At 63.6% G+C, this 25,115-nt stretch carries 20 protein-coding genes; 7 read left to right on the top strand and 13 right to left on the bottom strand.

Features of this window, described 5'->3' with window-relative positions:
- Nucleotides 1-23 precede the first annotated feature (23 nt).
- On the bottom strand, nucleotides 24-773 hold the full coding sequence (gene minC, locus ACSBOB_RS22375) for a septum site-determining protein MinC (RefSeq protein ID WP_442583798.1): 750 nt from the start codon (nucleotides 771-773) through the stop codon (nucleotides 24-26).
- A 397-nt stretch (nucleotides 774-1,170) separates the two neighbouring features.
- Here minC and ACSBOB_RS22370 point away from each other — a divergent pair, with 397 nt between their 5' ends.
- Nucleotides 1,171-2,049, top strand: a complete 879-nt coding sequence (locus ACSBOB_RS22370; RefSeq protein ID WP_442578273.1) for an alpha/beta fold hydrolase — start codon at nucleotides 1,171-1,173, stop codon at nucleotides 2,047-2,049.
- Between the two features lie 85 nt (nucleotides 2,050-2,134).
- On the opposite strand, the gene glnA is transcribed toward ACSBOB_RS22370, so the two are convergent.
- A complete protein-coding gene (gene glnA, locus ACSBOB_RS22365; RefSeq protein WP_442578272.1) occupies nucleotides 2,135-3,544 on the bottom strand; it encodes a type I glutamate--ammonia ligase in 1,410 nt (469 codons plus the stop codon).
- Nucleotides 3,545-3,596: 52 nt separating this feature from the next.
- Complete coding sequence (locus ACSBOB_RS22360; RefSeq protein WP_296746215.1) at nucleotides 3,597-3,935, bottom strand: P-II family nitrogen regulator; 339 nt, start codon at nucleotides 3,933-3,935, stop codon at nucleotides 3,597-3,599.
- Nucleotides 3,936-4,242: 307 nt separating this feature from the next.
- Here ACSBOB_RS22360 and ACSBOB_RS22355 point away from each other — a divergent pair, with 307 nt between their 5' ends.
- Together ACSBOB_RS22355 and ACSBOB_RS22350 are read left to right on the top strand one after the other, a co-directional pair.
- Entirely contained in the window at nucleotides 4,243-5,769 is a 1,527-nt protein-coding gene (locus ACSBOB_RS22355) for an NAD(P)H-hydrate dehydratase (protein ID WP_442578271.1), read from the top strand.
- A 93-nt stretch (nucleotides 5,770-5,862) separates the two neighbouring features.
- Complete coding sequence (locus ACSBOB_RS22350; protein ID WP_442578270.1) at nucleotides 5,863-7,860, top strand: hypothetical protein; 1,998 nt, start codon at nucleotides 5,863-5,865, stop codon at nucleotides 7,858-7,860.
- 6 nt (nucleotides 7,861-7,866) lie between these two features.
- Here ACSBOB_RS22350 and ACSBOB_RS22345 read toward each other — a convergent pair whose 3' ends face one another.
- Nucleotides 7,867-9,018 carry a diguanylate cyclase domain-containing protein gene (locus tag ACSBOB_RS22345; RefSeq protein WP_442583797.1) on the bottom strand — a complete coding sequence of 384 codons (1,152 nt, stop codon included), beginning with the start codon at nucleotides 9,016-9,018 and terminating at the stop codon, nucleotides 7,867-7,869.
- Nucleotides 9,019-9,329: 311 nt separating this feature from the next.
- Between ACSBOB_RS22345 and pstS the strand changes: the two genes are divergently transcribed.
- The gene (gene pstS, locus ACSBOB_RS22340; RefSeq protein ID WP_442578269.1) at nucleotides 9,330-10,421 is read left to right on the top strand and encodes a phosphate ABC transporter substrate-binding protein PstS; all 1,092 of its coding nucleotides are present in this window, start codon (nucleotides 9,330-9,332) and stop codon (nucleotides 10,419-10,421) included.
- Nucleotides 10,422-10,530: 109 nt separating this feature from the next.
- Nucleotides 10,531-12,261, top strand: coding sequence for a Na/Pi cotransporter family protein (locus ACSBOB_RS22335; RefSeq protein ID WP_442578268.1), 1,731 nt, complete (start codon nucleotides 10,531-10,533; stop codon nucleotides 12,259-12,261).
- Nucleotides 12,262-12,375: 114 nt separating this feature from the next.
- Here ACSBOB_RS22335 and ACSBOB_RS22330 read toward each other — a convergent pair whose 3' ends face one another.
- From ACSBOB_RS22330 to uvrA, 6 genes are all read right to left on the bottom strand, one after another.
- Nucleotides 12,376-13,191 (bottom strand): class I SAM-dependent methyltransferase, encoded by an 816-nt coding sequence (locus ACSBOB_RS22330; RefSeq protein ID WP_442578267.1) that lies wholly within the window; start codon nucleotides 13,189-13,191, stop codon nucleotides 12,376-12,378.
- Between the two features lie 131 nt (nucleotides 13,192-13,322).
- The gene (locus ACSBOB_RS22325) at nucleotides 13,323-14,129 is read right to left on the bottom strand and encodes a DUF72 domain-containing protein (RefSeq protein ID WP_442578266.1); all 807 of its coding nucleotides are present in this window, start codon (nucleotides 14,127-14,129) and stop codon (nucleotides 13,323-13,325) included.
- 99 nt (nucleotides 14,130-14,228) lie between these two features.
- The gene (locus ACSBOB_RS22320) at nucleotides 14,229-14,696 is read right to left on the bottom strand and encodes a hypothetical protein (protein ID WP_442578265.1); all 468 of its coding nucleotides are present in this window, start codon (nucleotides 14,694-14,696) and stop codon (nucleotides 14,229-14,231) included.
- A gap of 63 nt (nucleotides 14,697-14,759) precedes the next feature.
- Nucleotides 14,760-14,927 carry a hypothetical protein gene (locus ACSBOB_RS22315; RefSeq protein WP_442578264.1) on the bottom strand — a complete coding sequence of 56 codons (168 nt, stop codon included), beginning with the start codon at nucleotides 14,925-14,927 and terminating at the stop codon, nucleotides 14,760-14,762.
- A 333-nt stretch (nucleotides 14,928-15,260) separates the two neighbouring features.
- A complete protein-coding gene (locus tag ACSBOB_RS22310; RefSeq protein WP_442578263.1) occupies nucleotides 15,261-16,793 on the bottom strand; it encodes a hypothetical protein in 1,533 nt (510 codons plus the stop codon).
- Nucleotides 16,794-17,074: 281 nt separating this feature from the next.
- The gene (uvrA, locus tag ACSBOB_RS22305; RefSeq protein ID WP_442578262.1) at nucleotides 17,075-19,999 is read right to left on the bottom strand and encodes an excinuclease ABC subunit UvrA; all 2,925 of its coding nucleotides are present in this window, start codon (nucleotides 19,997-19,999) and stop codon (nucleotides 17,075-17,077) included.
- Nucleotides 20,000-20,724: 725 nt separating this feature from the next.
- Here uvrA and ACSBOB_RS22300 point away from each other — a divergent pair.
- Nucleotides 20,725-21,861 carry a hypothetical protein gene (locus ACSBOB_RS22300; protein WP_442578261.1) on the top strand — a complete coding sequence of 379 codons (1,137 nt, stop codon included), beginning with the start codon at nucleotides 20,725-20,727 and terminating at the stop codon, nucleotides 21,859-21,861.
- Nucleotides 21,862-22,224: 363 nt separating this feature from the next.
- Here the strand turns inward: ACSBOB_RS22300 and ACSBOB_RS22295 are convergent, their stop codons facing one another.
- Entirely contained in the window at nucleotides 22,225-22,488 is a 264-nt protein-coding gene (locus ACSBOB_RS22295; protein WP_442578260.1) for a hypothetical protein, read from the bottom strand.
- Nucleotides 22,489-22,701: 213 nt separating this feature from the next.
- On the opposite strand from ACSBOB_RS22295, the gene ssb reads away from it, so the two are divergent.
- A complete protein-coding gene (gene ssb, locus ACSBOB_RS22290; protein ID WP_442578259.1) occupies nucleotides 22,702-23,232 on the top strand; it encodes a single-stranded DNA-binding protein in 531 nt (176 codons plus the stop codon).
- A 71-nt stretch (nucleotides 23,233-23,303) separates the two neighbouring features.
- On the opposite strand, the gene ACSBOB_RS22285 is transcribed toward ssb, so the two are convergent.
- Together ACSBOB_RS22285 and ACSBOB_RS22280 are read right to left on the bottom strand one after the other, a co-directional pair.
- A complete protein-coding gene (locus ACSBOB_RS22285; protein WP_442578258.1) occupies nucleotides 23,304-23,933 on the bottom strand; it encodes a MarC family protein in 630 nt (209 codons plus the stop codon).
- 59 nt (nucleotides 23,934-23,992) lie between these two features.
- Nucleotides 23,993-25,003, bottom strand: coding sequence for a CPBP family intramembrane glutamic endopeptidase (locus ACSBOB_RS22280; RefSeq protein ID WP_442578257.1), 1,011 nt, complete (start codon nucleotides 25,001-25,003; stop codon nucleotides 23,993-23,995).
- Nucleotides 25,004-25,115 lie beyond the last annotated feature (112 nt).

Below are 25,115 nucleotides of genomic sequence, written 5' to 3'. Positions count from 1 at the left end.
CTGTCGCCCGGTCTGTCGCCGGCTCAATTCAGTGCTTCGGCCACGATCGCGTCGCCTTCGAGCCAGAACTGCACGGCCTGTCCGCGCAGCCGGCTGTCCATGTCCTCCGCCGTCTTGTAGAGGCCGTCGATGGCCAGCAGCTCGGCCTCCAGCTTCCGGCAGAAGATCCGCGCGGCGGCGTTGCCGACCGAGCCCGCCAGCGCCCGTCCTCTCAGCGTGCCGTAGATGTGGATAGAACCGCCGGCGACGATTTCCGCGCCCGACGCGACCGAGCCAACGATGGTGACGTCGCCTTCGGGGAAAATGACCGACTGGCCGGAGCGCACCGGCTCGCGGATGATGATGGATTGCACCGGCCGGACCGCCTGCATCTCGGTCAGTTGCGGCTCGGCGGGCGCCGTCGGGGCGGTCTCGGCCGTGCCGGCAGTCGCTTCAGCCGCGGGCGCCTCGAAGTCGGGAGCCGCGCGGCCGCCGCGCAGGGCCGGCGGCATGCCTGGGCCGAGCAGCGACGGACGCGCACCTTCTACGCCCATCAGCCACACATTGCGCTGCGCCAGCGCTTTGATCAGATCGGTCAGTTGCGACCGGTTGATGTCGAGGTTGTCGACGTCGAGCACCACAGGCCGCCCGAGAAAAAACCCGGTGGAGCGCGCGGCCAGGTCGTCGAGCCGGGCGAGCCACCCGTCGATGGGCAACTCCGGCGCAAGCGTCAGCGCCAGGAAGGAGCGGCCCTTGAGGCGGATCGGACGCGTATCGGTCAGCGGCTGATTCATCATGGTTAATTTTCCGTTGTTACGATCCGTAGGGGACTGATGGTTAACCAATGGTTAACGCGCGTGCCGATCGCTGAATCCCGGACAGGGTTTGAAGGGAGAAAGACTTATTCGTCGAGGTTTGCGTCGCGCTTTTGTCAGGTCGCGGGTTCAGGTTTCCTGCCGGCTGGGTTGCGGGCAGGATAGCTGAGTCGTGGCGATTGGCGTGTGGCGTGAAGGGAACAGATGGAACTTCCCGATAGCTGCCGTCGCGGCTGTTGTAGGGCAAGGAAGAACACGAAGCGCCGGGTCTGTAACCGCACCGTTTCCAAGCAGAACACCGTTGCGGCGTCGTCTTGCAACAGCCGCCTCCCATAAAATGTGTTCGTGCGGGCAAAATTGTCTTGTGGAGCACGATATGATCGAGGAAGCGCTGGGACGTATCGAATATGAAGAGCGTGGGTCAGGTCCGACGCTCGTTCTGGTGCCGGGATCATGCAGCACCGGCGCTGCCTGGCGCCCGGTGATGAAGGTGCTTGGCGGCAACTTCCGCTTCGTGACGACAAGCCTGCTGGGCTATGGCGCGACCGAGGAGCGGCGCTCCGAGAGCGATCCTTCCGTTCTGTACGAGGCGGAGATGCTCGAGGCTGTCGTAGGCAGGGCAGGCGGCAATGTGCATCTCGTCGGCCACTCCTTCGGTGGCGCGGTGGCGCTGATTGTGGCCATGCGCAAGCGCGTGAAGATCGCCAGCCTGACGGTGCTGGAGGCGCCGCTGCCGTCTCTGCTGCGCCATTGTCATGAGCACGCGCATTATCGCGCGTTCCGCGAGATGACCGACGCCTATTTCGCGGCCTATCGCGGCGGCGACGGGGACGCGATCCGGACGATGATCGATTTCTATGGCGGCGAGGGGACCTTTGCGTCGTGGCCGGAGAAAGTCCGTGCCTATGCCGTCGAGACGACGCCGGTCAACATGCTTGACTGGGTGTGTGCGTACGACCACCCGCTGGCGCCGGAAATGCTTGCGGCGATCGACATCCCCGTCTCCGTGGTTGTCGGTGGCAGCAGCCACCCCGCGATTTGCCGGGCCAACGGTTTTGCGAGCGCCTCGATAGGGGGCGCGACGTTTAAGACGATCGGCGGCGCGGCGCATTTCATGATCTCGACCCATCCCGCCCAGGTCGCTGACCTGATTGCCGCCAATGTCACCCGTGGACAAAGGCGGTTGCCAAGCCCGGACGCTTCAGGGACAAGTCGGTCACTGAGCGAGCATGCGGTGGGCGCGGGCCGGTGCTGATCGGACGCCAACCGCAACAAAAAACCCCCGGAGTTTGCACCGGGGGTTTTTTGTCCGCCTGAGCGGCAGGCAATAAAGCGTCGCCTCACACCGAATAATACATATCATACTCGACCGGGTGCGGGGTCATCTCGAAGCGCATGACCTCAGCCATCTTCAATTCGATATAGGCGTCGATCTGGTCGTCGTCGAAGACGCCGCCGGCTTTCAGGAAGCCGCGGTCCTTGTCGAGGCTCTGCAGGGCTTCGCGCAGCGAACCGCAGACGGTCGGGATCTTCTTCAGTTCCTTCGGCGGCAGGTCGTAGAGATCCTTGTCCATCGGCTGGCCAGGGTGGATCTTGTTCTTGATGCCGTCGAGGCCGGCCATCAGCAGTGCTGCGAAAGCCAGATACGGGTTCGCGCCCGGATCGGGGAAGCGGATCTCGACGCGCTTCGACTTCGGCGATGAGCCGAACGGGATGCGGCAGGAGGCCGAGCGGTTGCGCGCCGAATAGGCGAGCAGCACCGGCGCTTCATAACCCGGCACCAGGCGCTTGTAGGAGTTGGTCAACGGATTGGTGAAGGCGTTGATCGCCTTGGCGTGCTTGATGATGCCGCCGATGTAGAACAGGCAGTTCTCGGAAAGACCCGCATATTCGTTGCCGGCGAAGGTCGGCTTGCCGTCCTTCCAGATCGACATGTGCACATGCATGCCCGAACCGTTGTCGCCGAAGATCGGCTTCGGCATGAAGGTGGCCGTCTTGCCATAGGCGTTGGCGACCTGGTGCACGACGTATTTGTAGATCAGCATCTTGTCGGCGTTGCGCACCAGCGCGTCGAATTTTACGCCCAACTCATGCTGCGCGGCCGCCACTTCGTGGTGATGCTTCTCGACGCGCACGCCCATCTGGCCGAGCACGGTCAGCATCTCGGAGCGCATGTCCTGCGCCGAATCGATCGGCGGAACCGGGAAATAACCGCCCTTGACGCGCGGCCGGTGGCCGAGGTTGCCGGTCTCGTAGTCGGTGTCGTCGTTGGACGGCAGTTCCGTCGAGTCGAGCTTGAAGCCGGTGTTATACGGATCGGCCTTGTACTTGACGTCGTCGAACACGAAGAACTCGGCTTCCGGCCCCACGAAGATGGTGTCGCCGACGCCTTCCGCCTTCATGTAGGCCTCGGCCTTCTTGGCGGTGCCGCGCGGGTCGCGGTTGTAAGACTCGCCGGAGACCGGATCGAGGATGTCGCAGAGCACGACCATGGTCGACTGCGCGAAGAACGGGTCCATGTGGACCGTGTCGGTGTCGGGCATCAGCACCATGTCGGATTCGTTGATGGCCTTCCAGCCGGCGATCGAGGAGCCGTCGAACATGACGCCGTCGGCGAACATGTCCTCGTCAACCTCGGCGACATCCATGGTGACGTGCTGAAGCTTGCCCTTCGGATCGGTGAAGCGCAGGTCGACGAATTTCACGTCGTTGTCCTTGATCTGCTTCATGATGTCTTTGGCTGTCGTCATTTCCTGTATCCCTTTGATGACATTCTTGAATTGGTTGTTGAAAGGCGCCTGCTCAGATGGCGTCCAGGCCGGTCTCGCCGGTGCGGATGCGCACGACTTCCTCGATGTTGGAGACGAAGATCTTGCCGTCGCCGATGCGGCCGGTCTGCGCCGCCTTGCGGATCGCCTCTATGGCGCCTTCCACCGCGTCGTCGCCCAGCACCACCTCGATCTTCACCTTGGGCAGGAAGTCGACGACATACTCGGCGCCCCGATAGAGCTCGGTGTGGCCCTTCTGGCGCCCGAAACCCTTGGCTTCGGTCACAGTGATGCCTTGCAGCCCGGCTTCCTGAAGCGCCTCTTTAACTTCGTCGAGCTTGAACGGTTTGATGATCGCTTCGATCTTCTTCATGCTGATTTTGGCCTCCAGTCAAAGGATAACGGGCTCTTCGGCCCGCTTACCCGACACCTCAAAGCACGTTCCGTGCCAGTTCCCGGCAGAATCGCTTAAACGTCTCGCTTGGCGCCTAGTCGCACAAACCGCTCGAACTTGCCACAAGCGGTCGGCGACTTGCCTTCTTTGAAGACAGCCTTGATGGCTGATCATCTTTTGGGCAGCCTAAATTCTGGATTTTCCGCCTATAAAATAGGCAGATGGCGCGGCGTTTCGTTCGGTCCTCCTCCTGTGCTATCGGACACCGAACCGGCAGGAGCCGTCAATGCCGTTTGAAGTCCTTACGCCTGACGAAATGGCTGAAAGCGACCGCCGCGCTATCGCGGCCGGCCCTTTCGATGGTTTTGGCCTGATGAAGCGGGCAGGGGCGGCGGTCGCCGCCCTTATCCTCGAACGTTTTCCGGCTGCGGCTCATGTCGACGTGCTGTGCGGCCCGGGCAACAATGGCGGAGACGGATACGTCGTGGCCGAACTGCTGCGCCTTTCCGGCGTCAGCGTCGCCGTCTACGGCGACGGCCCGCCGCGCGACGGCAGCGACGCGGCGCTCGCGGCAGCGAAGTGTTCATTATGGCCGGAGCCACTGGCGGCCTTCGTGCCGAGGCCGGACAGCATCGTCGTCGATGCGCTGTTCGGCGCCGGCCTGTCCCGCGATGTCGGTGACAACATCCGCAGTATCGTCGAGCTTGTGGGGGCGGCAGGCGTGCCGGTCGTTGCCGTCGATCTGCCCAGCGGCGTTTCCGGCGAGACCGGGCAGGTTTGCGGCGCTGCCTTCCGCGCCGCGCTGACAGTCACCTTCGTGCGGAGCAAACCCGGGCATCTGCTGCTGCCCGGCAGGCGGTTGTGCGGCGAGCTTGTCGTTGCCGACATAGGCGTACCCGATGCGATCGTCGCGTCGCTTGCCGCGACGTGTTTCGAGAATCGGCGCGAGCTCTGGAGAAACCACCTTCCTAGTCCAAGCATCGATGCCCACAAATATTCGCGGGGCCATGTGGCGGTGTTTTCCGGCGGCGCCTCGGCGACGGGCGCGGCGCGTCTTTCCGCCATGGCGGCGGCACGCATCGGGGCAGGGGCGGTGACGCTGCTGTCGCCGTCCGAGGCGCTGGCCGCCAACGCCGCGCACCTCACCTCGATCATGCTGCGCAGGGCCGACACGATCGAGGCGGCGCTGGCATTCCTGGAGGAGAGGCGTCCGGCGGCGATTGTCTATGGACCCGGCCTGTCGCCGGATGCCGAGACCGGGCGGTTCCTGTTCCGGCTGCTCGACCGCTGGAAAAACCCCGCGCCGGCGGTTGTCGACGCCAGCGCGCTGACGTCGCTCGCCGGCGGGCCGGACCTGCTGACCGCGCCCTTCGGCGGGCGCGCCGGCGGACTGGTGATCACGCCGCATGAGGGCGAGTTCGCGCGCCTGTTCCCCGACCTGTCGAAGGAGAAAATTCCGTCGAAGCTGGAGCGCGCGCGGCTTGCCGCCCGCAGGATCGACGGCGTCGTCGTCTACAAGGGACCCGACACGGTGATCGCCGCGCCGGACGGCCGCGCCGCGATCAACACCAACGGCACGCCGCTGCTGGCGACCGCGGGGTCCGGCGACGTCCTGTCCGGCATCCTCGCCGGCTTGCTGGCGCAAGGTATGCCTTGCTTCGAAGCCGCCTGCGCCGGTGTCTGGATCCATGCGGAAGCGGCCAGCCGCTTCGGTCCCGGACTGATCGCCGAGGATCTGCCGCTGGCCTTGCTGCCGGTGCTGCGGGATCTGTTTGCAGCCTCGGCGCCGGGGCATGTTGTGGCGAACAAATAGCCCGCACGGGATAGCGACGCAGCACAAATCTCGCCGCTTGCATTGCGGTTCGCGCCGCGCGAATTCTGTGCATGCTGGAACCAAGGACTTTTCATGGCCTACCGTCTGCTCGCAGGCCTTTTCCTCTTCATGATGACAAGCTTTTCGGCCTTCGCCGCCGGACCGGTGTTGTTCGTCGACGACCGCGCGCTGCTGACCCGTCTCGAGGATGGGGGCTACGGCTTCGGCGACCTGTTCGGTAAGCAGGGAGCGACCGACCTCGATACGCTTTACCGGAGTGCGCCGGCCTATCGCTCGATCGTCGACATGATCGGCACGGATGTCGCCGCGCTGCGCGCCGAGATGAGGGCCGGCGGACGAACTCTCTACGAGGAGACCAACGGCAATGTCGGACGGCTCATCGACATGCGCTGGCTGAAGACCAATGCCGCGGCGTTCCGGCTGGTCGGCGTCGTCAATCGGCTCGACCGCCGCGACTTCCTGGCGCTGAAGGGCGTCACCGGTTGCGGCGAGGTGCGTTTCGTCTATCGGCTCGGTTACGCCTTCCGCAAGAACGGCAAGGGCAAGGTGCTGGCCTCGCGCCTGCCGTTCAATTTCAACGCCGTCTTCGACGTCGCGCCGGATGCCGACGGATCGTGCCAGGGGGTCGCCAGGCGCTGGACGCCCGGCATCGACGAGGTCGCCGATGCCGGCTGGCTCATTGGCGGACCGCTTGACCGTTCCGCGCTGTCGTTCCGCCAGCTCGAGCTGAACGCCCAGATGGTGCGGTTTCCCTCCGGCCTGGAGACCGGGTTCGGCGGGCAGGCGGCCTACTTGATGCGCATCTTCGGCATCGCCGGGGAGACTGTCTCGGAAGTGCTGCTAGAGAACACGGTCGACGCCGCCAGGCTGGCGGCGGATGCCGGCTTGAAGGCCGAGCTCGCCAGCTACATCAGCCAGAACGTCCCGGCCATCGATGCGGGCGTCTACCAGATTCCGGAAAATTTCCTCGCCCGCAAGATCGTCTCCTATTCGACCTTCGGCAGCGCTCGTCTGGTCAATCATCCGTTTTCCGGCCTGTTCGAACCGACCGATTTCACTGGCCTCGATTTTTCGGGCGGCAGGTTGCTGCGCTCGCCCGAAGCTTTGCTCGAACGGCTCGACAACGGATCGTGCCAGGGGTGCCATCAGTCCGGCTCGACGGCCGGCTTCCACGTCATCGGCCTCGATGACGGGGCGACCTCGCCGCTGAACCGCATCAAGGTCGGCATCTCGCCGCACCTGCACGCCGAACTGCCGCGCCGTGGGGCTTACGTCGCGGCGGTCGCGGAAGGGCGGGAGCCGAACCGGTTCCGGCCGCTTTCCTCCGCGCCGCCCGCCGGCTGGCCGGCCGACGGCGATGCGGGCTATGAGGCCGCCGGCGCCACCATGCCCTGCATGATGCCGGACGAGGCTGCGCATTACGGCGCGGGCTGGAGCTGCGGCGCGGGCACAGTGTGCACGCCGGTGGCCGGCGCATCGAACGGCCGCTTCAAGCTGGCGCAATGCCTGTTGCCGCCGGAATCGGAAGACATGTTTTCCGGCCATCCCTGCATGTCTGGCGAGATCGCCGACAACAAGAGCCAGCCCTTCAACGACCGCATGACGCTGACCGGGCAGTTCGCCGCTTTCGACAAGGACATCTCGCGCACCGGCTACACCTGCCGTCCGCCCAAGATCGGCGTGCCGGGCGGCCTTGCATATCGGGCCTGCGACGACAAGGACCGCAGCTTCGCCAACTTCAAGCCGGGCAAGCCGATGCCGCGCGAGATCTGCGGGCTTGCCGGCGGCAAGAAGTTCGACCTCTGCGTCGCCACCAACAATTTCGACCAGTGTCTCGGCGGCGCGGTGGTGCGCGGCAACCGGCCGAGCTGTTCGGCCGACAGTTTCTGCCGTGAGGACTATATGTGCCAGGAGTTTCCGCCGGACACGCCGGGATTGCGGAAGGTCAAAGGCGTCGGCTTCTGCTCGCCGACCTATTTCGTCTTCCAGATGCGCATCGACAACCATACGACGCCGTGGGGCGGCCAGACACGGGCTGGCTATCGCTCCGAAGAGGGCGACGAGGACTGACCGCTTCTACTTCACCAGCCGGACATGCCGCGTCGCGACCTGGTTGCGGCCCTTGCGCTTTGCCGAATAGAGCGCCTTGTCGGCAAGCCGCAGCACGCTCTCGAAGCTGGCGCCGGCCTCGGTGCCGAAGGCGATGCCGGCGCTGACCGTGCAGGCGAAGGCGCCTTGCTCGGTGACGATCTGGCGCGCCGCGAAGCTGGCCCGGATGCGTTCGGCCAGTTGTTCGGCCCGCTCGGGCAACATCCTGTTCAACACCAGGACGAACTCTTCCCCGCCGAGCCGCGCGGCGCGATCGTTGCGGCCGGCTGCTGCCGCCAGTTCCTCCGCGAAGGCGCGGATGACCTTGTCGCCGACTGCGTGGCCATAGCTGTCGTTGACCGATTTGAAATCGTCCAGGTCGAAGGCGATCACCGCCGAGAACTGGCGCATCGGCGTCGGGCTGTACAGGTCGAAGATGGCGCGGCGGTTGAGCAGCCCGGTCAGCACATCCGAACGCGCTTCGGCGCGGTGGCGTCCGGCAGCCCGCCAGTGGTTGAGCGCCAGCGACAGCGCGCCGATGCCGGTCATGCCCGCGATGCTCAGGCCGAGCGACAGATCTTCCGCCCAGTTCTGCGGCGCCTGGCCGAGCACCAGCTTTCCGTCCCAGACGAGCACGCCGGCGCACAGCACGAAGCCGGCGGCGATGATGGCGTAGAGGGCGGACAATCCGAGGATGGGACCCGGCGCTTCGGATCGGCCCAGCCAGTATTCGCGGGCGGTTGCTGATACGAGCAGCGCGGCGGCGATGTTTTCCGCCGTGAAGCCCAGCCCGTCATAACCCATGAGGATCGGTGGCACGGCGACTGCGATCAGCAATCCGTTCGCGATGAGCGCCGGCTTCAGCGGGGAGCGGCCGGTGCGAAACTGGCGGGCGGCTCCGTAGAGCGCCGACAGTCCGGTCAGCAGCGTGACGTAGCATATTGCCCCGAGCAGGGGGCCGGGATGGTCCACGTAGTAGGCGTAGAGCACGACATAGACGACGATCAGGAAAACACCGATCGCCCAGGTGAGCAGGAACAGCTCGGTCCGGGCGACGGCCCAGCTCATCGCGAGCGTTGCCGCCAGGCATGCTCCGGAGAGGCCGAGAGCAAGCAGTAGGGAATTGTAGTCGAGCGTCATGCTCTCGCCATGCCCGGAGGCGGATTCGCTGTCCAAGAGAAGTGTCTGGTGTAGACGGGCAAAGTGTACACTTGGTTATGACGCCGGGCAAAATGCGCTTTTGCCGCAGGGCGATAGAGTGCTCGGCTCCCGCGCGCATCCGGCATGGGTTCATGCGCCGGCGCAGATGCGGCGTCGTCCGGCGGGCCGCCGTGTCATGCACATGTCAAACAAGCGCACTACGAGCGAATACGACTTCTATCGGATTGCCACGCACCGTCGGCTTCGCTCTCGCGGAGACTGCAGGCATCCGCAAAGCAGAGAGCGGACCCATGATCGAAGCGCTTGTTTCCCGAGCCGGCAAATCCCTGCGGGTGCTCGCGGCGGCCTTGCCCGCCGGCGTCGTCGCGGCTGCGTTGAGCCTTGCCGCTCCGGCCCAGGCGGAACCGATCCGCGGCGGCGGCTCGACCTTCGCGGCGCCGCTCATCGGCAAGTGGGCGAGGATCTACAAGGATGCGCGCGCCGATGGCGGCGACTATTTCACGCTTGACTGGACGGTCGACTACGAACGCGTCGGTTCGCTGGCCGGCCTGATGCGGCTGGAACAGCCGGAGATGGATTTCGCGGTCACCGACGTGCCGGTCGACGCGGCCGAGCTTGAAAAGCGTGGGCGGCAGCAGTTTCCGATCGCCATGGGCGGCATCGCGGTGGTCGTCAATCTCGACGGCGTGCAGGCCGGCGGCCTGAAACTCACCGGGCCGCTGCTGGCCGACATCTATCTCGGCAAGATCCGCAACTGGTCCGATCCGGCGATCAAGGCGGCCAATCCCGAGCTAACGCTGCCCGACCTGGCGATCGGCCTCGTCCATCGTCAGGACGGCTCGGGCTCGACCTTTGTCTTCACCAAATACCTCTCGGCGTCGAGCGCCGACTGGAAGGCCGGCCCTGGCGCCGACACGCTGGTCGCCTGGCCGCTCGGCATCGGCGCCGAAGGCACCGGCAAGCTCATCGAGGCGGTGCGGGCGACCAAGGGCGCGATCGCCTATGCCGAATACGGCCAGGTCGAACGCTCCGGCCTGCCCTTCGCGGCGATCCGGAACAAGGCCGGCAATTTCGTGAACCCCGATCCGGCCGGCGTGCAGGCAGCCGCGCATGCCGTGGCCTGGGACCAGCTTCCGCATTTCGGCGCGTCGTTGACCGACCAGCCGGGCGCGGCCGCCTATCCGATCTCCACCGCGACCTTCGCGGTCGTGCCGGTCCGCGACCGGTCGGCGGATCGCTATGGCCGGGTGCACGACTTCTTCCGGCTGGCGTTCGACCAGGGCGCCGACGATGCGGCGGCGCTCGGCTACGTGCCCCTGCCGGACGACCTGGTGAAGCTCGTCAAAAAGTACTGGGACAAGGATCTGCGCGCGGCGAACTGACGGTCGGGAAGGGGAAACCCGCCGTCAACCGCGTGCGCCGACCGGGCTTCGCCGCCCGGCATCTGAACGAACACCGCGCCCTTGAAGGGCGCCTTGCGAGGGTGGGTTAATGGATATCGATATCTTCAAGGACATTCTGGTGCCGGTGATCGGCGGGCTGGGCATCTTCATGCTCGGCCTCGAATTCATGGCCAACGGCATTCAGGCGCTGTCCGTCAACAGCATGCGCAGCTTCCTCGCCAGGGCGGCCGGAACGCCGATCAAGGGCGTGCTGGCGGGAACGCTGATCACCGGCGTCATCCAGTCGTCGACCGCCATGACCGTCATGGTCGTCGGCCTGGTCAATGCCGGCGTCGTCGGTCTGCGGCCGGCCATCAGCGTCATCATGGGCGCCAACATCGGCACGACGCTGGGCAACGGCCTGATCGCCCTGCCGCTCGGGCCGCTCGGCCTGATCTTCGCCGGCGTCTTCGCGCTGGTCTATTGCTTCGCCAAGAGCGAGAAGATCCGCAACATCGCGCTGGCCTGCATGGGTTTTGCGCTGATCTTCTACGGCCTGAACCTGATGACCGGCGGCCTGCGCCCGCTGCGCAACATGCCGGAAGTCATGGACTTGCTGCAGACGCTCAGGGCCGATTCCTTCGGCAACCTTTTGACCTGCGTGCTGATCGCCGCCGGCGTCACCGCGATGATCCACTCCTCGTCGGCGACGATCGGCATCGTCATGGGCCTCGGCTCCGCCGGCGTCATCGACTGGACGACGGCCGTCGCCTTCTCGCTCGGCGCCGATCTCGGCACGACGATCACCTCCTGGATCGCCTCGCTCAACTTGTCGAAGAACGCCAAGCGCGCGGCTTACGCCCACATGTCCTTCAACGTCATCGGCGTCGCCATTACCGTGCCGCTGTTCTTCGTGTCGATCGAGGTTTTGCGCTGGGCCATGCAGTGGTTCGGCGGCGATCCCGGCCTCCCGGTGCTGGTCGACGGCAAGGAAACCTATCCGCTGGTTCCCGTCGCGGTCGGCCTCTACTCGACCTTCTTCAACGTGTTCAACACGCTGCTGCTGTTCCCCTTCGTCGGCGTGTTCGAACGGGTGCTCTCGCGCATCGGCCACACCGAATCGGAAGACGCCGAGGACTATTCGACACCGAAATTCCTGGACCGCACGCTGGCGAGCGACTTCGCCAGGGCCGTTCCGGCCGTGCAGCAGGAGACGGTCCGCCACCTGGAGGCCGGCGCGAAATTCCTCGACATCGCCCGCGGCGCCAAGACCGCTCCGGCCGATCCCGGCGAGCACTATCTGGCGACCGACATTCTGAGCCGCGACATCCGTTCCTACACAGCCTCGCTGATGAAGGAAGACCTGCCGTACGACCAGCTCGACCTGATCGCCAGCCTGATCGAGGAAGCCGACTTTACCGCCGCGCTGACCGAGTCGCTGCACCAGGTGGCGCGCCGCGTGAAGCGCGAAAAGTTCGGCAACGAGGCGCAGGCCATCGTCGAGGTCGCGCTGAACAAGCTGGACGCCTCGCTGCGCGACATCCTGCCGACCTACGGCGTCGCCGACCCGAAGATGCCGGCCGGCCATGTCAGCTACCCGCAAGTCGAGGAACTGCGCGCCCGCACGCTGGCGCTCGGGCCGAACGCCGGCGCAGGCGAGCGCGGCACGATTCTGGCGCTGCTCGGCTCGATCGAACGTGCTGAAATCCTGATCCGCCGCATCGACGCCGAGCGCCGGTCGGTCAACCGCCAGTCAGTAGTTGCCCGGGCCGCGGCGCGCAAGGCCGGCGGCGAGAAGCCGATGGATTTCGGCGGCATGGCGCCGGTTCCGGCGGAGTAAGGAAGGTCTTCCAGAACGTCGCCGGGGCTTAGCCGTCGCGTTTCGGGATGCTGAACAAAAGCCGTCGCGGCGGGAACGCCGCGACGGCTTTTTTTACACGTCAGCTGCCGCCCGTCAGTTCTTCCGGCCCCAGGCCTGGAAAATCCGGGGCAGCGACATGGTGGTGTCCGGACGCGCGGCGAAGGTTTCGAGCTCCGCCTTCACCCTGCCGATCTCCTCGGCGGTGGCGAGGCCTGCGGCGGCGACCGCGTCGGCAATCGCGGCGAAGGTGAGCAGCGGGACCTGCTTGGCCTCGCCACTGCGCCCGAACGGCTGCGCGAGCGACAGGCCCACGCCGCAAAAGCCGGCGTCTTCAAGGAGGCGGGCGAGCTTGCGGCCGATGGTCGGATCGGCGCCGCGTCCCTCGGCGGCGGCCATGTAGAGTTCGCGGTGGCGATCGAAGGCCGGGCAGGGCGGATCGCAGAACTGGCCGCTATAGTCGATGTCCTCGACGATCAGCAGGCCGCCCGGCGCCAGCGCCTCGCGGGCGCGGGCGAGCATGTCCTGCGGCCTGACCAGATGGGTGAGCACGAAACGGACATAGACCAGCGAGGCGCCGCCCACCGGCCATGCATCGAGCACGCTGGCCTTGTGGAACTCGACGAAGCCGAGCCCGCGCCTGCCGGCCTCGGCGCGCGCCGAGGCGAGTTTGTCCTCGTCGAGGTCGAAGCCGACGACGCGGCCGCCGCTGCCGACCCGCTCCGCCAGGTCGAAGCTGACATCGCCGCCGCCGCAGCCGGCATCGATCGCCAGCAAACCCTGCAACGGCTCGAAACGGTCGAACAAGGCGTGCGTCGACGGCGCCAGCACGCGGGCGAGGACCGACAGCCGCGCCCGGCCCTGTTCCCCGCCCTTGATGATGTAGGAACGCGGTTCCTGGCCGTCGGCCATGCATCCTCCCCCGTGTCCGCGATGCGCCCCCCGGCGGCGTCGAATGCGCGGCAACGGGACAAGATGTGCCACATCGCCACGGGCCGGCAAGGCGGCGGCTGGCGCGAACCGCAATATGGTGAACGAGACCTCTACGAATTCACCCGCTGCATGAAGGCCATGGCGCCGTGCGGCGCGCGCAGCTTGCCTTCGTGGATGATGTAGACGAACACGTCGCGCGGTTTCTTCTCCGGTTTTTGGTCCGGATCGGCGTAGGGCAGGTCGTCGGGCTGGCCGCCGGCGGCCCACTGTTTTGCACGCTCGACCCAGCGGTCGAGATCTTTTGGCGTGTAGGCGGTCGGCACCGCATCCTCGCCCTTCTGCAGCCGGGCATAGACGAAATCCGCCGTCACGTCGGCGAATTCCGGATAGTCGTGGTGGTGCGCGTAGCAGATCGCCGCCTTGTACTTTCGCGCCAGCGCCACGAAGTCGGGGGCCGCGAAGGAGCCGTGGCGCACCTCCAGCACGTGCCGCAGCGGGTGGCCATGATGTTTTTCGGGCAGCAGTTTCAGAAACCCCTCGAAATCGTCCGGCTCGAATTTTTTGGTCGGCGCGAACTGCCAGACCAGCGGCCCGAGCTTTTCGCCCAATTCCTCCAGCCCCTGCGCAAAAAATTTCGCCATCGACTCGCCCGCCTCGGCCAGCACCTTGCGGTTGGTGACGAAACGGTTGCCCTTGATCGAGAACACGAAATCGTCCGGCGTCTCGGCGTTCCATTTTGCATAGGTCGCCGGCGTGAAGCCGGAATAATAGGTGCCGTTGACCTCGATGGTCGGCACCTGCCGCGAGGCGAATTCGAGCTGTTTTTTCTTCGCCAGTTTTTCCGGATAGAACGTGCCTTCCCACGGCTCGAACGTCCAGCCGCCCATGCCTGCGCGGATCGTTCCTGACTGTGTCATCGAAGGCTCTCCCGGATTGCGGGCACAGGTTTGCGCGGGCCGGAACGCTTTGTCCACCCGCAAGCAGATCGATGCTGACAATGGCATTTCGTCAGGTGCTCAGGATGTGTCGAGGCGAGGGGAGCCGGTGGTGCCCTGTGGGCGCGGCAGCGCGGCAAGCAACTGCCGTGCGAAGCGCGCGCGGAATGCAAACCGGGCAGGTCTGTCGTCGCTGGCGTTCTCGGCCCGGTCGCGCACCGAGAGATTCGAAATGATCCGCAATTCGCTTTGCAACGCGCGTGCCGCCGTCCTGAAGATCAGCGCAAAATAGTCGGCGTCGGCGCGACTGTTGCGCCGCAGGACCGGAAACAGGGGAGGCGGGTCGACACAAGCCGGCCATGCGCCGCCCGTGTTCGCGATGCAATCCCATGCAACAGGCTCGGCGCGGCGCAGGATCCACAGGACGACACGGCGAACGGGGTAGCAATGGCCCGCGGCGAGGTCTGCCAGGCGGGCGAGCGAGAAGAACAGCGCGATGACGCGCTTCAGTACCTCCCGTTCCGCCTTCAGTTCCTCGTTCCAGTTCACCTGCCTTCTCCTGTCGGCGGAGATTAGGCACGAATTTGGAACAATGTCAAGGAAAATATTCCTCTAGCGGCGTTCAGGGCTGCCGCGCGAAACGGCGCTCATCGATCCCTCGAACACGATTTTTGTCAGCGCGATCAGCGGCTTCGAGATCGCGATCAGCCTCGGCAAGCTGCCGGGCGCCGAGTGGATTTCCCGCGCCTTCGTCACGCTCTGCGCCGATTTCGACTTCATCGAACTGCCGATCAACAACGCTCATGCGGTGATGGCCGGGGGGTTGGTTCACAAGGATCCGTTCAACCGGGTGCTGGCAGCACAGGCGATTGTTGAGGGATTTGGGCTGGTGACGGATGATCGGGCGACGGAGGTGTTGGGGGCGGAGAGGGAGTGGCCGGAGTAGGGCCGCGGAACGTAGGCGAAGCACACGGTTCAATCGGTTGCCGATCGGCATGAACATACTACCGCGAACATGGCGATCCGTTCCCGATCGGATGCTTGCGGGTCACAAACCTCACGACAGCACGACGCCAACTATTCGATATACGATAGATCGGCGGACAGCTTCACTCATACTTCAACTGGCCTGTCAGAAGATTGAAGCTCAACCGGCAAAACACGCCTTCTGATCCTTACATCAAATACTCCAACCAGAAGCAGAGATGAGGTGGTATAAAGACCAAGAGTCGCCCAATACCAGTAAAGTCCGCGCCACCTATCAGTGTACCATTCGTAGCCAAAGGACTGAAACGCCGGAGCCAAGCTGCTCATAATCAGCAAGCTCACTGCGAGCCATACTCCTCGCCTATGCAGGCCATAGCGAAGGAATGTCCACCCCAGGAATACTAGTGAAGGCAAGAGCGAGAAGGTTATCACATCAAACCAGAATTGCGGCGCGAGGATTGTATATTGTACCAGGCCGACGTAACTCTGATCTCCGGATATCAAGGATATGCTGTCGGCGATCGAAAAGGTAAATGTTAGAACGAGCGCGACCACCGTCTGTTGCAGGCAGGCGGCCCTTACACAATCCCCGATCGTCTCGGGTGTCAAATCTGACCGCCTTCGCGATAGGTAAACTAGAAATCCCAGATAGAGTGGCAGAAGAAAGCAAAATACAAAACGAAGCATGGGCATTACAGCGTATCTTGGCTCATAGACCCACTCGAAAAGCGCAGGTGACCAATGATCGGAAACAACGACAGGGACGGCATCAATGCCCGCGAATAAGACGGAAAACAGCGCGCAAAATACAACGAAAGTGCCAATGGAAATTGCACGTGAAAATGGAAGTTTCCCCGCCATAAGTGTAGGTGTATTGTGCCTCAAATGATTCCTTGTCGGCAGCTCTTTCTCTGTACTACCTGTCCTATTGCCTCTAATAGTCTCCAGTTGTTCCTGAATTTTTTGAAGGCCAACACGAAGGCCTTGCTCTCGCGTGGTCTCTCTTGCCGCGAATAGAAGAAGATATGCTGCTTTCTGCTGAGGAGTTGCACTTATCAAACCTTCATGAAGAGGCATGTCTACCTGCATAACGTTCGCTAAAGCTTTTCGCAGAGAATCATAACTATTGTTAAATCTTTCTAAAGCCCGGCCAGCTTCCGCCATGGCGTGCCGATCAATGCGTCTATCCAATCCGGTCGCGCTTATAAAAATATTCTCAAAGTAGGACATGAGATTATTTACATATGGAGAAAAGAGTACAAGACATGCAATCAGTAATACAAGTGGAGATAAAAAACTGAATTCTGCAAAATGCGACCGAAACCATTCGTCAGATTTCGTATGGAGATCGGATGGCAATACCTGCTTTACTATAGCCGGTGAGAGCTCTCGCGTTGCATCAATCACCCCGCTTTTTCCTTGAAGACATATGACAAGAATCAATGCCGCTAAGGGTAATGACATAGATCTACATAGTAATGTCGAGTATCGGACGGATAGATAAGTATCAAACCTAAAATATGAAAATGGATTCGACGCATCAAAGGGCACCACCCTCTCCAAAATTCTTTTACTTTGCAAACCAAAAACAAAAGCGGCAACAAAAAATGAAACCAACCAAAACAATATATTTTCTTGCGTGAAATTATCCCATCTCATAGTCGGTGCCCATTAACTGCACACGCCATTCATGCATGACACTGCACCAGCAACCTCTGTAGCTAGAAACAAAACAATCTGGGCAAAAAGAAGCATACGTACAGGTGCGCGCATAGCAATCCTCCATTTCTTTTGAGAAAAGCATATATTAGTCAGTCGACGATGGCAAGAGAATCGTTCAAAGGTGTTCAACCGTCGCGCCGACTGTGTCAGGCTATGGAGTGCATTGGCACTATGTCGCGCAACATCCTGTGCATTAGCGATCTAGTGGATGACCTTTACTACTCCGCCGCCTCTCGCTTGCCCGCCTTCGGCCGCCGCTCCAAGAGCTCCTTCAAAAACTGCCCCGTATAACTCCGCGGCTCCTCGACCACCTCTTCCGGCGTGCCTTGCGCCACCAGTTCGCCGCCGCCGTCGCCGCCTTCGGGGCCTAGATCAAGAATCCAGTCGGCGGTCTTGATCACCTCCAGATTGTGCTCGATGACCACCACCGTGTTGCCCTGGTCGACCAGCTCGTGCAGCACTTCCAAGAGTTTGGCCACGTCGTGGAAATGCAGGCCGGTGGTCGGTTCGTCGAGGATGTAGAGCGTCTTGCCGGTCGCCTTGCGCGACAGTTCCTTGGCGAGTTTTATGCGCTGCGCCTCGCCGCCGGACAGCGTGGTGGCCTGCTGGCCGATATGGATGTAGCCGAGGCCGACCTGTTTCAGCGTTTCCAGCTTGTCGCGCACGCCGGGCACGGCGGCGAAATAGTCGACGCCTTCCTCGACGGTCATGTCGAGCACGTCGGCGATCGACTTGCCCTTGAACAGCACGTCCAGCGTCTCGCGGTTGTAGCGTTTGCCGTGGCAGACGTCGCAGGTGACGTAGACGTCGGGCAGGAAGTGCATTTCGATCTTGATGACGCCGTCGCCCTGGCAGGCCTCGCAGCGGCCGCCCTTGACGTTGAAGGAGAAGCGGCCGGGCTGGTAGCCGCGCGCCTTGGCTTCCGGCAGGCCGGCGAACCAGTCGCGGATCGGCGTGAAGGCGCCGGTGTAGGTGGCCGGATTGGAGCGCGGCGTGCGGCCGATCGGGCTCTGGTCGATGTCGATGACCTTGTCCAGGAATTCCAGGCCCTCGATGCGGTCGTGGTCGGCCGGGTGCTCGCGCGAGCCCATGATACGGCGCGAGGCGGCCTTGAACAGGGTCTCGATCAGAAAGGTCGACTTGCCGCCGCCCGACACGCCGGTGACGGCGGTAAACGTGCCGAGCGGGATTTCGGCCGTCACGTCCTTCAGATTGTTGCCGCGCGCGCCGACGACTTTTATGCGCCGGCCCTTCTTCATTTTTCGGCGCTCGTCGGGCAGGGCGATTTCCAGTTCGCCGGTCAGGTACTTTCCGGTAATCGAGTTCGGGTTGGCCATGATCTCGGCGGGCGACCCTTGCGCGATCACGCGGCCGCCATGGATGCCGGCGGCGGGGCCGATGTCGACGACGTAGTCGGCGGTCAAAATGGCGTCCTCGTCGTGCTCGACGACGATGACCGTGTTGCCGAGGTCGCGCAGATGTTTCAGCGTGTCGAGCAGGCGGGCGTTATCGCGCTGGTGCAGGCCGATGGAGGGCTCGTCGAGCACGTAGAGCACACCGGTGAGGCCGGAACCGATCTGGCTGGCCAGCCGGATGCGCTGGCTCTCGCCGCCCGACAGCGTGCCGGAATTGCGCGCCATGGTGAGGTAGTCGAGGCCGACATCGTTGAGGAAACGCAGGCGCTCGCGGATCTCCTTGAGCACGCGCACCGCGATCTCGTTCTGCTTGGCGTTGAGTTTTTGCGGCAGCTCGGTAAACCATTGATCCGCCTTGCGGATCGACATGTTGGAGACCTCGCCGATATGGCAGCCGCCGATCTTGACCGCCAGCGACTCCGGCTTGAGGCGGAACCCGTTGCAGGCCGGGCAGGGGGTGGCCGACATGAAGCGCTCGATCTCCTCGCGCATCCAGGCCGATTCCGTTTCCTTCCAGCGGCGCTCGAGATTGGGGATGACACCCTCGAACGTCTTGGTGGTCTTGTAGGAGCGCAGGCCGTCATCATAGTTGAAGGTGATCTCGCGCTCGCCGGTGCCGCGCAGCACGGCGTGTTTCGCTGCGTCCGACAGGCTGGAAAACTTGTCGCCGAGTTTGAATCCGTAGGCTTTTCCAAGCGCCTCCAGCGTCTGCGCGTAATAGGGCGAGGTGGATTTCGCCCACGGGCTGACCGCGCCGTCGCGCAGCGTGACATTGTCGTCCGGCACGATCAAATTCTCGTCGATGGCGCGCTGGCTGCCGAGACCGTCGCAGGTCGGGCAGGCGCCGAACGGGTTGTTGAAGGAGAACAGGCGCGGCTCGATCTCGGGGATGGTGAAGCCCGAGACAGGGCAGGCGAATTTCTCCGAGAACAGAATGCGTTCGTGGGTTTCGTTGGCGGATTTGTTGACCGCGTCGTCGCCGGTCTGGCTGGCGTCCAGCGGCTTGTCGGCGAACTCGGCGACGCAGAGCCCGTCGGCGAGTTTCAGCGCCGTCTCGATGGAGTCGGCCAGCCGCGCGGAAAGATCGCCGCGCACCACGATGCGATCGACGACCACGTCGATGTCGTGCTTGTATTTCTTGTCCAGCGTCGGCGCCTCGGCGATCTCGTAGAAGGCGCCGTCGACCTTGACGCGCTGAAAGCCCTTCTTCTGCAGTTCCAGCAGCTCCTTCTTGTACTCGCCCTTGCGGCCCCGGACGATCGGCGCAAGCAGGTAGAGCCGCGTGCCTTCCGGGAGCGCCAGCACGCGGTCGACCATCTGGCTGACCGTCTGGCTCTCGATCGGCAGGCCGGTCGCCGGCGAATAGGGAATGCCGACGCGCGCATAGAGCAGGCGCATATAGTCGTAGATCTCGGTGACGGTGCCGACCGTCGAGCGCGGATTGCGCGAGGTCGTCTTCTGCTCGATCGAGATGGCCGGGCTCAATCCGTCGATCTGGTCGACGTCCGGCTTCTGCATCATTTCCAGGAACTGCCGGGCATAGGCCGACAGGCTCTCGACATAACGGCGCTGGCCCTCGGCGTAGATGGTGTCAAAGGCGAGCGAGGATTTTCCGGAGCCCGACAGGCCGGTCATCACGACGAGGCTGTCGCGCGGCAGGTCGAGGTCGACATTCTTCAGATTGTGCTCGCGCGCGCCGCGAACCGAGATAAATTTGTGGTCGGCCATGCCGCTCCGCCGCCTGTCCATGATCGTGGGTCCTGGCCGGCCCAGATGGAACCGCCTTCGCCTATGTAGGTATGCCGGCCGCCGTGTCGAGGCACGGCGCCGCCAAAGGCGGATTTAGGCGTCTTTGGCGGGAGAGGGCAAGTGAAAAGAACAAAGGCCGAACAACCCTCCTGACAAAGCGGTTGGGCCAGAAAGGACGGCGCCAGTGTCGATCACATTTGCGCCGGCTCATCATCTTGGGTTGACGCGGCGGCCAGGGCTTGGCACACTCCAATCGTCCTCCGGGTGAGAGGCCAGCGCAAGCGGCCTGGAATGGCGGAAGCCGGATCTGCGAGACGCCGCAGCTCGTCCCTGGTTGGCATTGGTCGAACGGTTACAGGAGCGAGGTATGACTCCACCGGATAGTTCCAACAGGCTCCGCGCCTGAGACGGAGCCAGCGGCAGCGAGCGGCCGGGATGAAATCCGGCAGGCAAGACTGGCCGTTTCCCCCACAATCAGAGACTGCTGGTCGGGTCGTCGGCTGACGCCGCGAAGCACCCGAATTCAAAGCCGGTAAAAGATTCCCGGCAGGGGTAAAATCCCACAAACCCTGTTCGCTCGGACGAGCGGACAGGGTTTTATCGTTGTGGATGATCGCGCAGCCAGCCTGTTCCTGTCATCGCGCTTCCTTTTTCGCCGGGTTAAGCTGCGCGTCGCCCAGCGTCCCGATATTCGGCAGGAACAGATGTCCAAAAACCATGAACTCGCCGGCCTGATGAAATGGTCGAACCGGGAGGAATGGCAGGATCTGTTCGACGAGGTGTTCGACGAACATTTCGGACAGGCCCTCGACGATTACGGCATCGACCACGAAAAACTCGAGGAATTGATCGGCGAAGCCGAGATGAGCAATCTCTGGGGCTGCGCTTTCGAGGATTTCCTCACCCGGCCGGCTTCCGAGGAGGACGAGCGCACGATCGTCGACGACTATCTGAAGCGGCGCGGCTGGAAGGAGTCGCCCTCCGCCCGCCGCTACATGGAGGCGCTGCGCGACTCGCTGTTCAGCCTCTATGAGGTCAGCGAGATCGTTCCCGGCCAGTCCATGCTGCTGCGCGATCTCATTCGCGGCGGCGAACCGGTGCGTGTCACCGAGCATACGGCGACGCGCAGGTTGCAGACCCTCGATCGGCTTGGCTGCCGGGTCGTCGAGGTCGCCGGAAAGCACCGCCTGGCAGGCGGTTTGGCCACGTTCAGCGAGGCTGCCTATGCCGAGGTGATCGAGACAATTTCCGATCCGATGAAGAGGATTGGCGATGAAGCGTCGAGGCAGGAGCTTCCGGCCGGTGACGAGGCGGAAGGGGTCGACTTTTCGGAACTCGCCCGAATGATCTACCTGCACGGCTCGGCGCCGGAATTCACCGCGATCTGGCTGGAGGACAGGCTGAACGGCAAGATCGACAAGGTGCCGCCGCCGCGCTTCAACAGCGACGGCGAGGCGCTTTCATTTCATACGATCCGCTATCCGCTGACCGTCGGCGCCACGCCGGAGGCGATCGCCGGCCGGCTGGACCAGGCATCGGAACTGCTGCGGCAGGATGACGGCCTCTGGAACTGGGTGGAGGCCGCTGCCGCTTCGGCTGCGCCGTCAGGCAGAGGGTCGTATGTCGAGGACGAAAAGCTTCACATCACGCTGGACGACGGCACCGAGGTGCTGGCCTCGATTGACCTGCAAGGCCAGGCGCTGATCCTTTCCGCCAACTCGAAGCCGCGCGCCGATCGGGCGAAGGTCATGCTGAAGTCGATCCTCAAAGGCCAGATCGGCCAGCCGCAGACACAGATCCACAGCTATGAAGAACTTTCCAATCCCGACGATGGACCTTAGTCTTCGGCAGACGAGGTCCTTGCACGGCTGCTCGACCTGCCGCTGGAAGTCCTTGATGATGTGAGCCCGCGCGGGGCGGCCCGCACCGAGAATGGCCGGCCCAAGGTTGCCGAATGGCTGGAAGGCATAGAGACGTGGATGGCGGGAGAGCCGGGATACGTCGGTTATGATTTCGATCGGATATGGCAGGAACTTGGCGCCGCCGACCTCCGGAAGAAAACGAAATGAGCCTGTGCGGCTGCTGCCTAACCGCCTTGCATATTCAGGCAGCCGCGCAGGATTTTTCCGCGAGCGGCGGAATAGCAGGGCGGACTCTCGCTCTTCGGCTGTAAACGGCGAGGCTCGGCGGGCGCTGTTGGCCGGTCAGCGCGGCGTTCCCGGCAGCGTGCCAGCGCGGATGTCGACCCGCATCTGCCCGGATATCTTCACGTCCCAGTCGCCCATGCGGACGAAGCCGTCCCCGTTCTTGCCCGCCTGTTCCAGCGGCTCGGCGAGCGGTTTCACGATCGGTTCGGGCTGCTTCACGCCGGGCAGGGCGGTCTTGGCCGCCGGTTGATCGGCGAGTGCCGGCGAGGCGGCGACCGAAGCGGCCAGGACGAGAGCGGAGCAGACGGAAACGAAGGTCATGCCGTGACTATAGGAACGATGCCGGCGAAATCAAAACGCAGCATCGTGAGGTCCTGACATTTTTTGCTGGCGCTTTGTGAACAAAACAAGTACAAAACTAACTGTGGACAGGCCGTATGAATTGCGGACGATCGCCGCGCCGGCAGCGCCGATCGGATAGGATGCGGCCGAACGTATGGACAGCCAAATTTAGGACAAGCGTGGAGAAGTGCCATGGCGGGTAGCGTAAACAAGGTCATTCTGGTGGGCAATCTCGGGGCCGATCCGGAAATTCGCCGGCTGAACTCGGGCGAGCCGGTGGTTAATTTCCGCATCGCGACGTCGGAAAGCTGGCGCGACAAGAATTCCGGCGAGCGCAAGGAGAAGACCGAGTGGCATAACATCGTCGTGTTCAACGACAACCTCGCCAAGGTCGCCGAGCAATATCTGAAGAAGGGCATGAAGGTCTATGTCGAGGGTCAGTTGCAGACCCGCAAATGGCAGGACCAGAGCGGCCAGGATCGTTATACGACCGAGATCGTGCTGCAGAAATTCCGCGGCGAGCTGCAGATGCTGGATGCGCGCGGAGGGGGCGGCGACGGCGGCCAGGTCGGCTATGGCGGCGGCCAGGGTCGCGGCGGTTCCGATTTTGGCCAATCGGCGCCGGGCGACGACTATGGCGGCGGACGCGGCGGCGGAAACGCTTCGCGCGGCGGCGGTGGCGGGAGCTCGTCGCGCGACCTCGACGACGAAATTCCGTTCTGATCCAAGCGTCACGTCGAAAGCGGGGCTTCGTCGCTTTCGATCCTGGCGGGCGCCGGTCGATTGCCCGCTTGTCACGCCGCCATCAGCGCCTTGATGCCGTCGGCGACGAACTGCACCGCCAGGGCGGCGAGGATGACGCCGAGCAGACGGGTCAGGATCGAGCGGCCGGTCTGGCCGAGAATGCCGTCGACCCGTTCCGCCAGCAGGAAAACAAAATAGGTCAGGATCAGGCAGACCAGGATGATCCCGACCAGCGTGGCCTGCGCGGCGAACCCCTGGAAAGAGCCGGAAAGCAGCACCGTCGCCGAGATGGCGCCGGGGCCGGCGATCAGCGGGATCGCCAGCGGGAAGGCGGCGATGTTCTGGATAAAATCCTTGGTGACCGCGACGTCGGATATCTTCTCCTTCCGGTCCTGCCGCTTCTCGAACACCATCTCGAAGGCGATGAAGAAAAGCAGGAAACCGCCGGCGACGCGGAAGGCCGGCAGCGTGATGCCGAACACCGAGAGGATCGAGGCGCCGGCCACGGCGAACAGCGCCATGACGCCGAAACCGATGATGCTGGCGCGGATGGAGACCTGGTTGCGCTCGTCGCGGCTCATTCCGCGCGTGACGGCGAGGAACAGCGGCGCGAGGCCGGGAGGATCGATTGTCACCAGGATGGTGACAAAGGCGTTGAAGATGCTGTCGTATCCCGGCATGCGACCCCTCCTGCCATTGCAAGGTTAGCCCGGCCTCGGGCGCTCCGCCAGCGCGGCTTTCAGGGAACGGGCGATTCCGCCGCGATTTCCTCTCGGCCTTCCTCGCGTTGCGGGACCGGCAGCCGCAACGGCGACCCCTTCAGCAGAAGCAGCGCCAGGATGCCGGCCATCATCACGATTTGCAGCAGGCCGCCGATCGTTGCATCGGCGACCGTCCAGGACGGATCGTCGATGCTCGGGGTGACGAAGAAGGCGAGGCTCTGCCCCTGCCGGTCGGCGGCGACGAACAGAAAGGCCACCACATTGTTGGCGAAATGCATGCCCATGGCGGCGCCGAGATTGCCGGTGCGTTTCACCAGGAGCACGGCGCCCATGGCGAACAGGAAGATGGAGAAGATCACGGTCGCGTTCATCCACGGCCGCGCGCCCGGAAACCAGTGCGCCATGGCGAAGAGAAGGGCGGGGGTGACGGCCCAGACCCACGGCGAACGGAACCTGTGCGCCAGCGTCTGCATCAGATATCCGCGAAACAGCAGTTCCTCCGCCGATGTCTGGACCAGCAGGACGATGAGAACCGCCGGCAGGACGAGAAGCCAGGTGACCGGCGAAATGCCGGTCGCCGCCGGCCGCGGTTCGATGAAGAGCGTAGCCAGGCTGACCAGGATGGCGACGATCAGCGTCGCGAGCAGCGCGCGCCAGAAATCGCCGCCGGCGATCCGGCCCTGCCAGCCGAACAGCGTGGACAGCCGCCGCCGGTGCACGAGGCGCATGACGATCCACACGCCCGGCCAGATGCTGCCGATCGTCAGGATCGCCGTCACCAGCCCGGCGCGCGAGCCGGCGAAAACGGCGAAGGCGTTGCCGTCCGACGGCGCCACCCATCGCGCCGGCAGCCAGCCGAAGCTCAGCGCGAACGCGCCGGCGGTCATCAGCGCGAGCGTGCCGGCGAACCAGATGGCGACAATGATGGCCAGGCCGATCAGGATGCGGGGCAGCGAATTGCGGCCCGCCGAAGCCTGCTCGACGAAGGCGCGGAAATTTCTGGATGTGTATTGGCTGTTGGACTGCACGTCGTTTCCTCGCTGCCGCCGCGGCATGCATTTACCGGTGATAACCTGCCCGAAGCATTGGAGAATACGCCGGCGATCCTATATAAGCGGCTTACGAATCTCCTCATAGATT

The sequence above is a fragment of the Mesorhizobium sp. KACC 23794 genome, assembly GCF_052180275.1.
Taxonomy (GTDB): Bacteria; Pseudomonadota; Alphaproteobacteria; order Rhizobiales; family Rhizobiaceae; genus Kumtagia.
This window is presented reverse-complemented; position numbering and strand designations above follow the sequence as displayed.

Coding starts and splice junctions, on each gene's coding strand:
- ACSBOB_RS22295 (WP_442578260.1), bottom strand. CDS start 22,488: ATGACCTTCGTTTCCGTCTGCTCCGCTCTCGTCCTGGCCGCTTCGGTC.
- minC (WP_442583798.1), bottom strand. CDS start 773: ATGAATCAGCCGCTGACCGATACGCGTCCGATCCGCCTCAAGGGCCGC.
- ACSBOB_RS22330 (WP_442578267.1), bottom strand. CDS start 13,191: ATGGCCGACGGCCAGGAACCGCGTTCCTACATCATCAAGGGCGGGGAA.
- ACSBOB_RS22335 (WP_442578268.1), top strand. CDS start 10,531: ATGGATATCGATATCTTCAAGGACATTCTGGTGCCGGTGATCGGCGGG.
- ACSBOB_RS22315 (WP_442578264.1), bottom strand. CDS start 14,927: ATGAAGTCGAAATCGGCGCAGAGCGTGACGAAGGCGCGGGAAATCCAC.
- ssb (WP_442578259.1), top strand. CDS start 22,702: ATGGCGGGTAGCGTAAACAAGGTCATTCTGGTGGGCAATCTCGGGGCC.
- ACSBOB_RS22325 (WP_442578266.1), bottom strand. CDS start 14,129: ATGACACAGTCAGGAACGATCCGCGCAGGCATGGGCGGCTGGACGTTC.
- ACSBOB_RS22300 (WP_442578261.1), top strand. CDS start 20,725: ATGTCCAAAAACCATGAACTCGCCGGCCTGATGAAATGGTCGAACCGG.
- pstS (WP_442578269.1), top strand. CDS start 9,330: ATGATCGAAGCGCTTGTTTCCCGAGCCGGCAAATCCCTGCGGGTGCTC.
- ACSBOB_RS22310 (WP_442578263.1), bottom strand. CDS start 16,793: ATGAGATGGGATAATTTCACGCAAGAAAATATATTGTTTTGGTTGGTT.
- ACSBOB_RS22355 (WP_442578271.1), top strand. CDS start 4,243: ATGCCGTTTGAAGTCCTTACGCCTGACGAAATGGCTGAAAGCGACCGC.
- uvrA (WP_442578262.1), bottom strand. CDS start 19,999: ATGGCCGACCACAAATTTATCTCGGTTCGCGGCGCGCGCGAGCACAAT.
- ACSBOB_RS22285 (WP_442578258.1), bottom strand. CDS start 23,933: ATGCCGGGATACGACAGCATCTTCAACGCCTTTGTCACCATCCTGGTG.
- ACSBOB_RS22345 (WP_442583797.1), bottom strand. CDS start 9,018: ATGACGCTCGACTACAATTCCCTACTGCTTGCTCTCGGCCTCTCCGGA.
- glnA (WP_442578272.1), bottom strand. CDS start 3,544: ATGACGACAGCCAAAGACATCATGAAGCAGATCAAGGACAACGACGTG.
- ACSBOB_RS22360 (WP_296746215.1), bottom strand. CDS start 3,935: ATGAAGAAGATCGAAGCGATCATCAAACCGTTCAAGCTCGACGAAGTT.
- ACSBOB_RS22370 (WP_442578273.1), top strand. CDS start 1,171: ATGATCGAGGAAGCGCTGGGACGTATCGAATATGAAGAGCGTGGGTCA.
- ACSBOB_RS22350 (WP_442578270.1), top strand. CDS start 5,863: ATGGCCTACCGTCTGCTCGCAGGCCTTTTCCTCTTCATGATGACAAGC.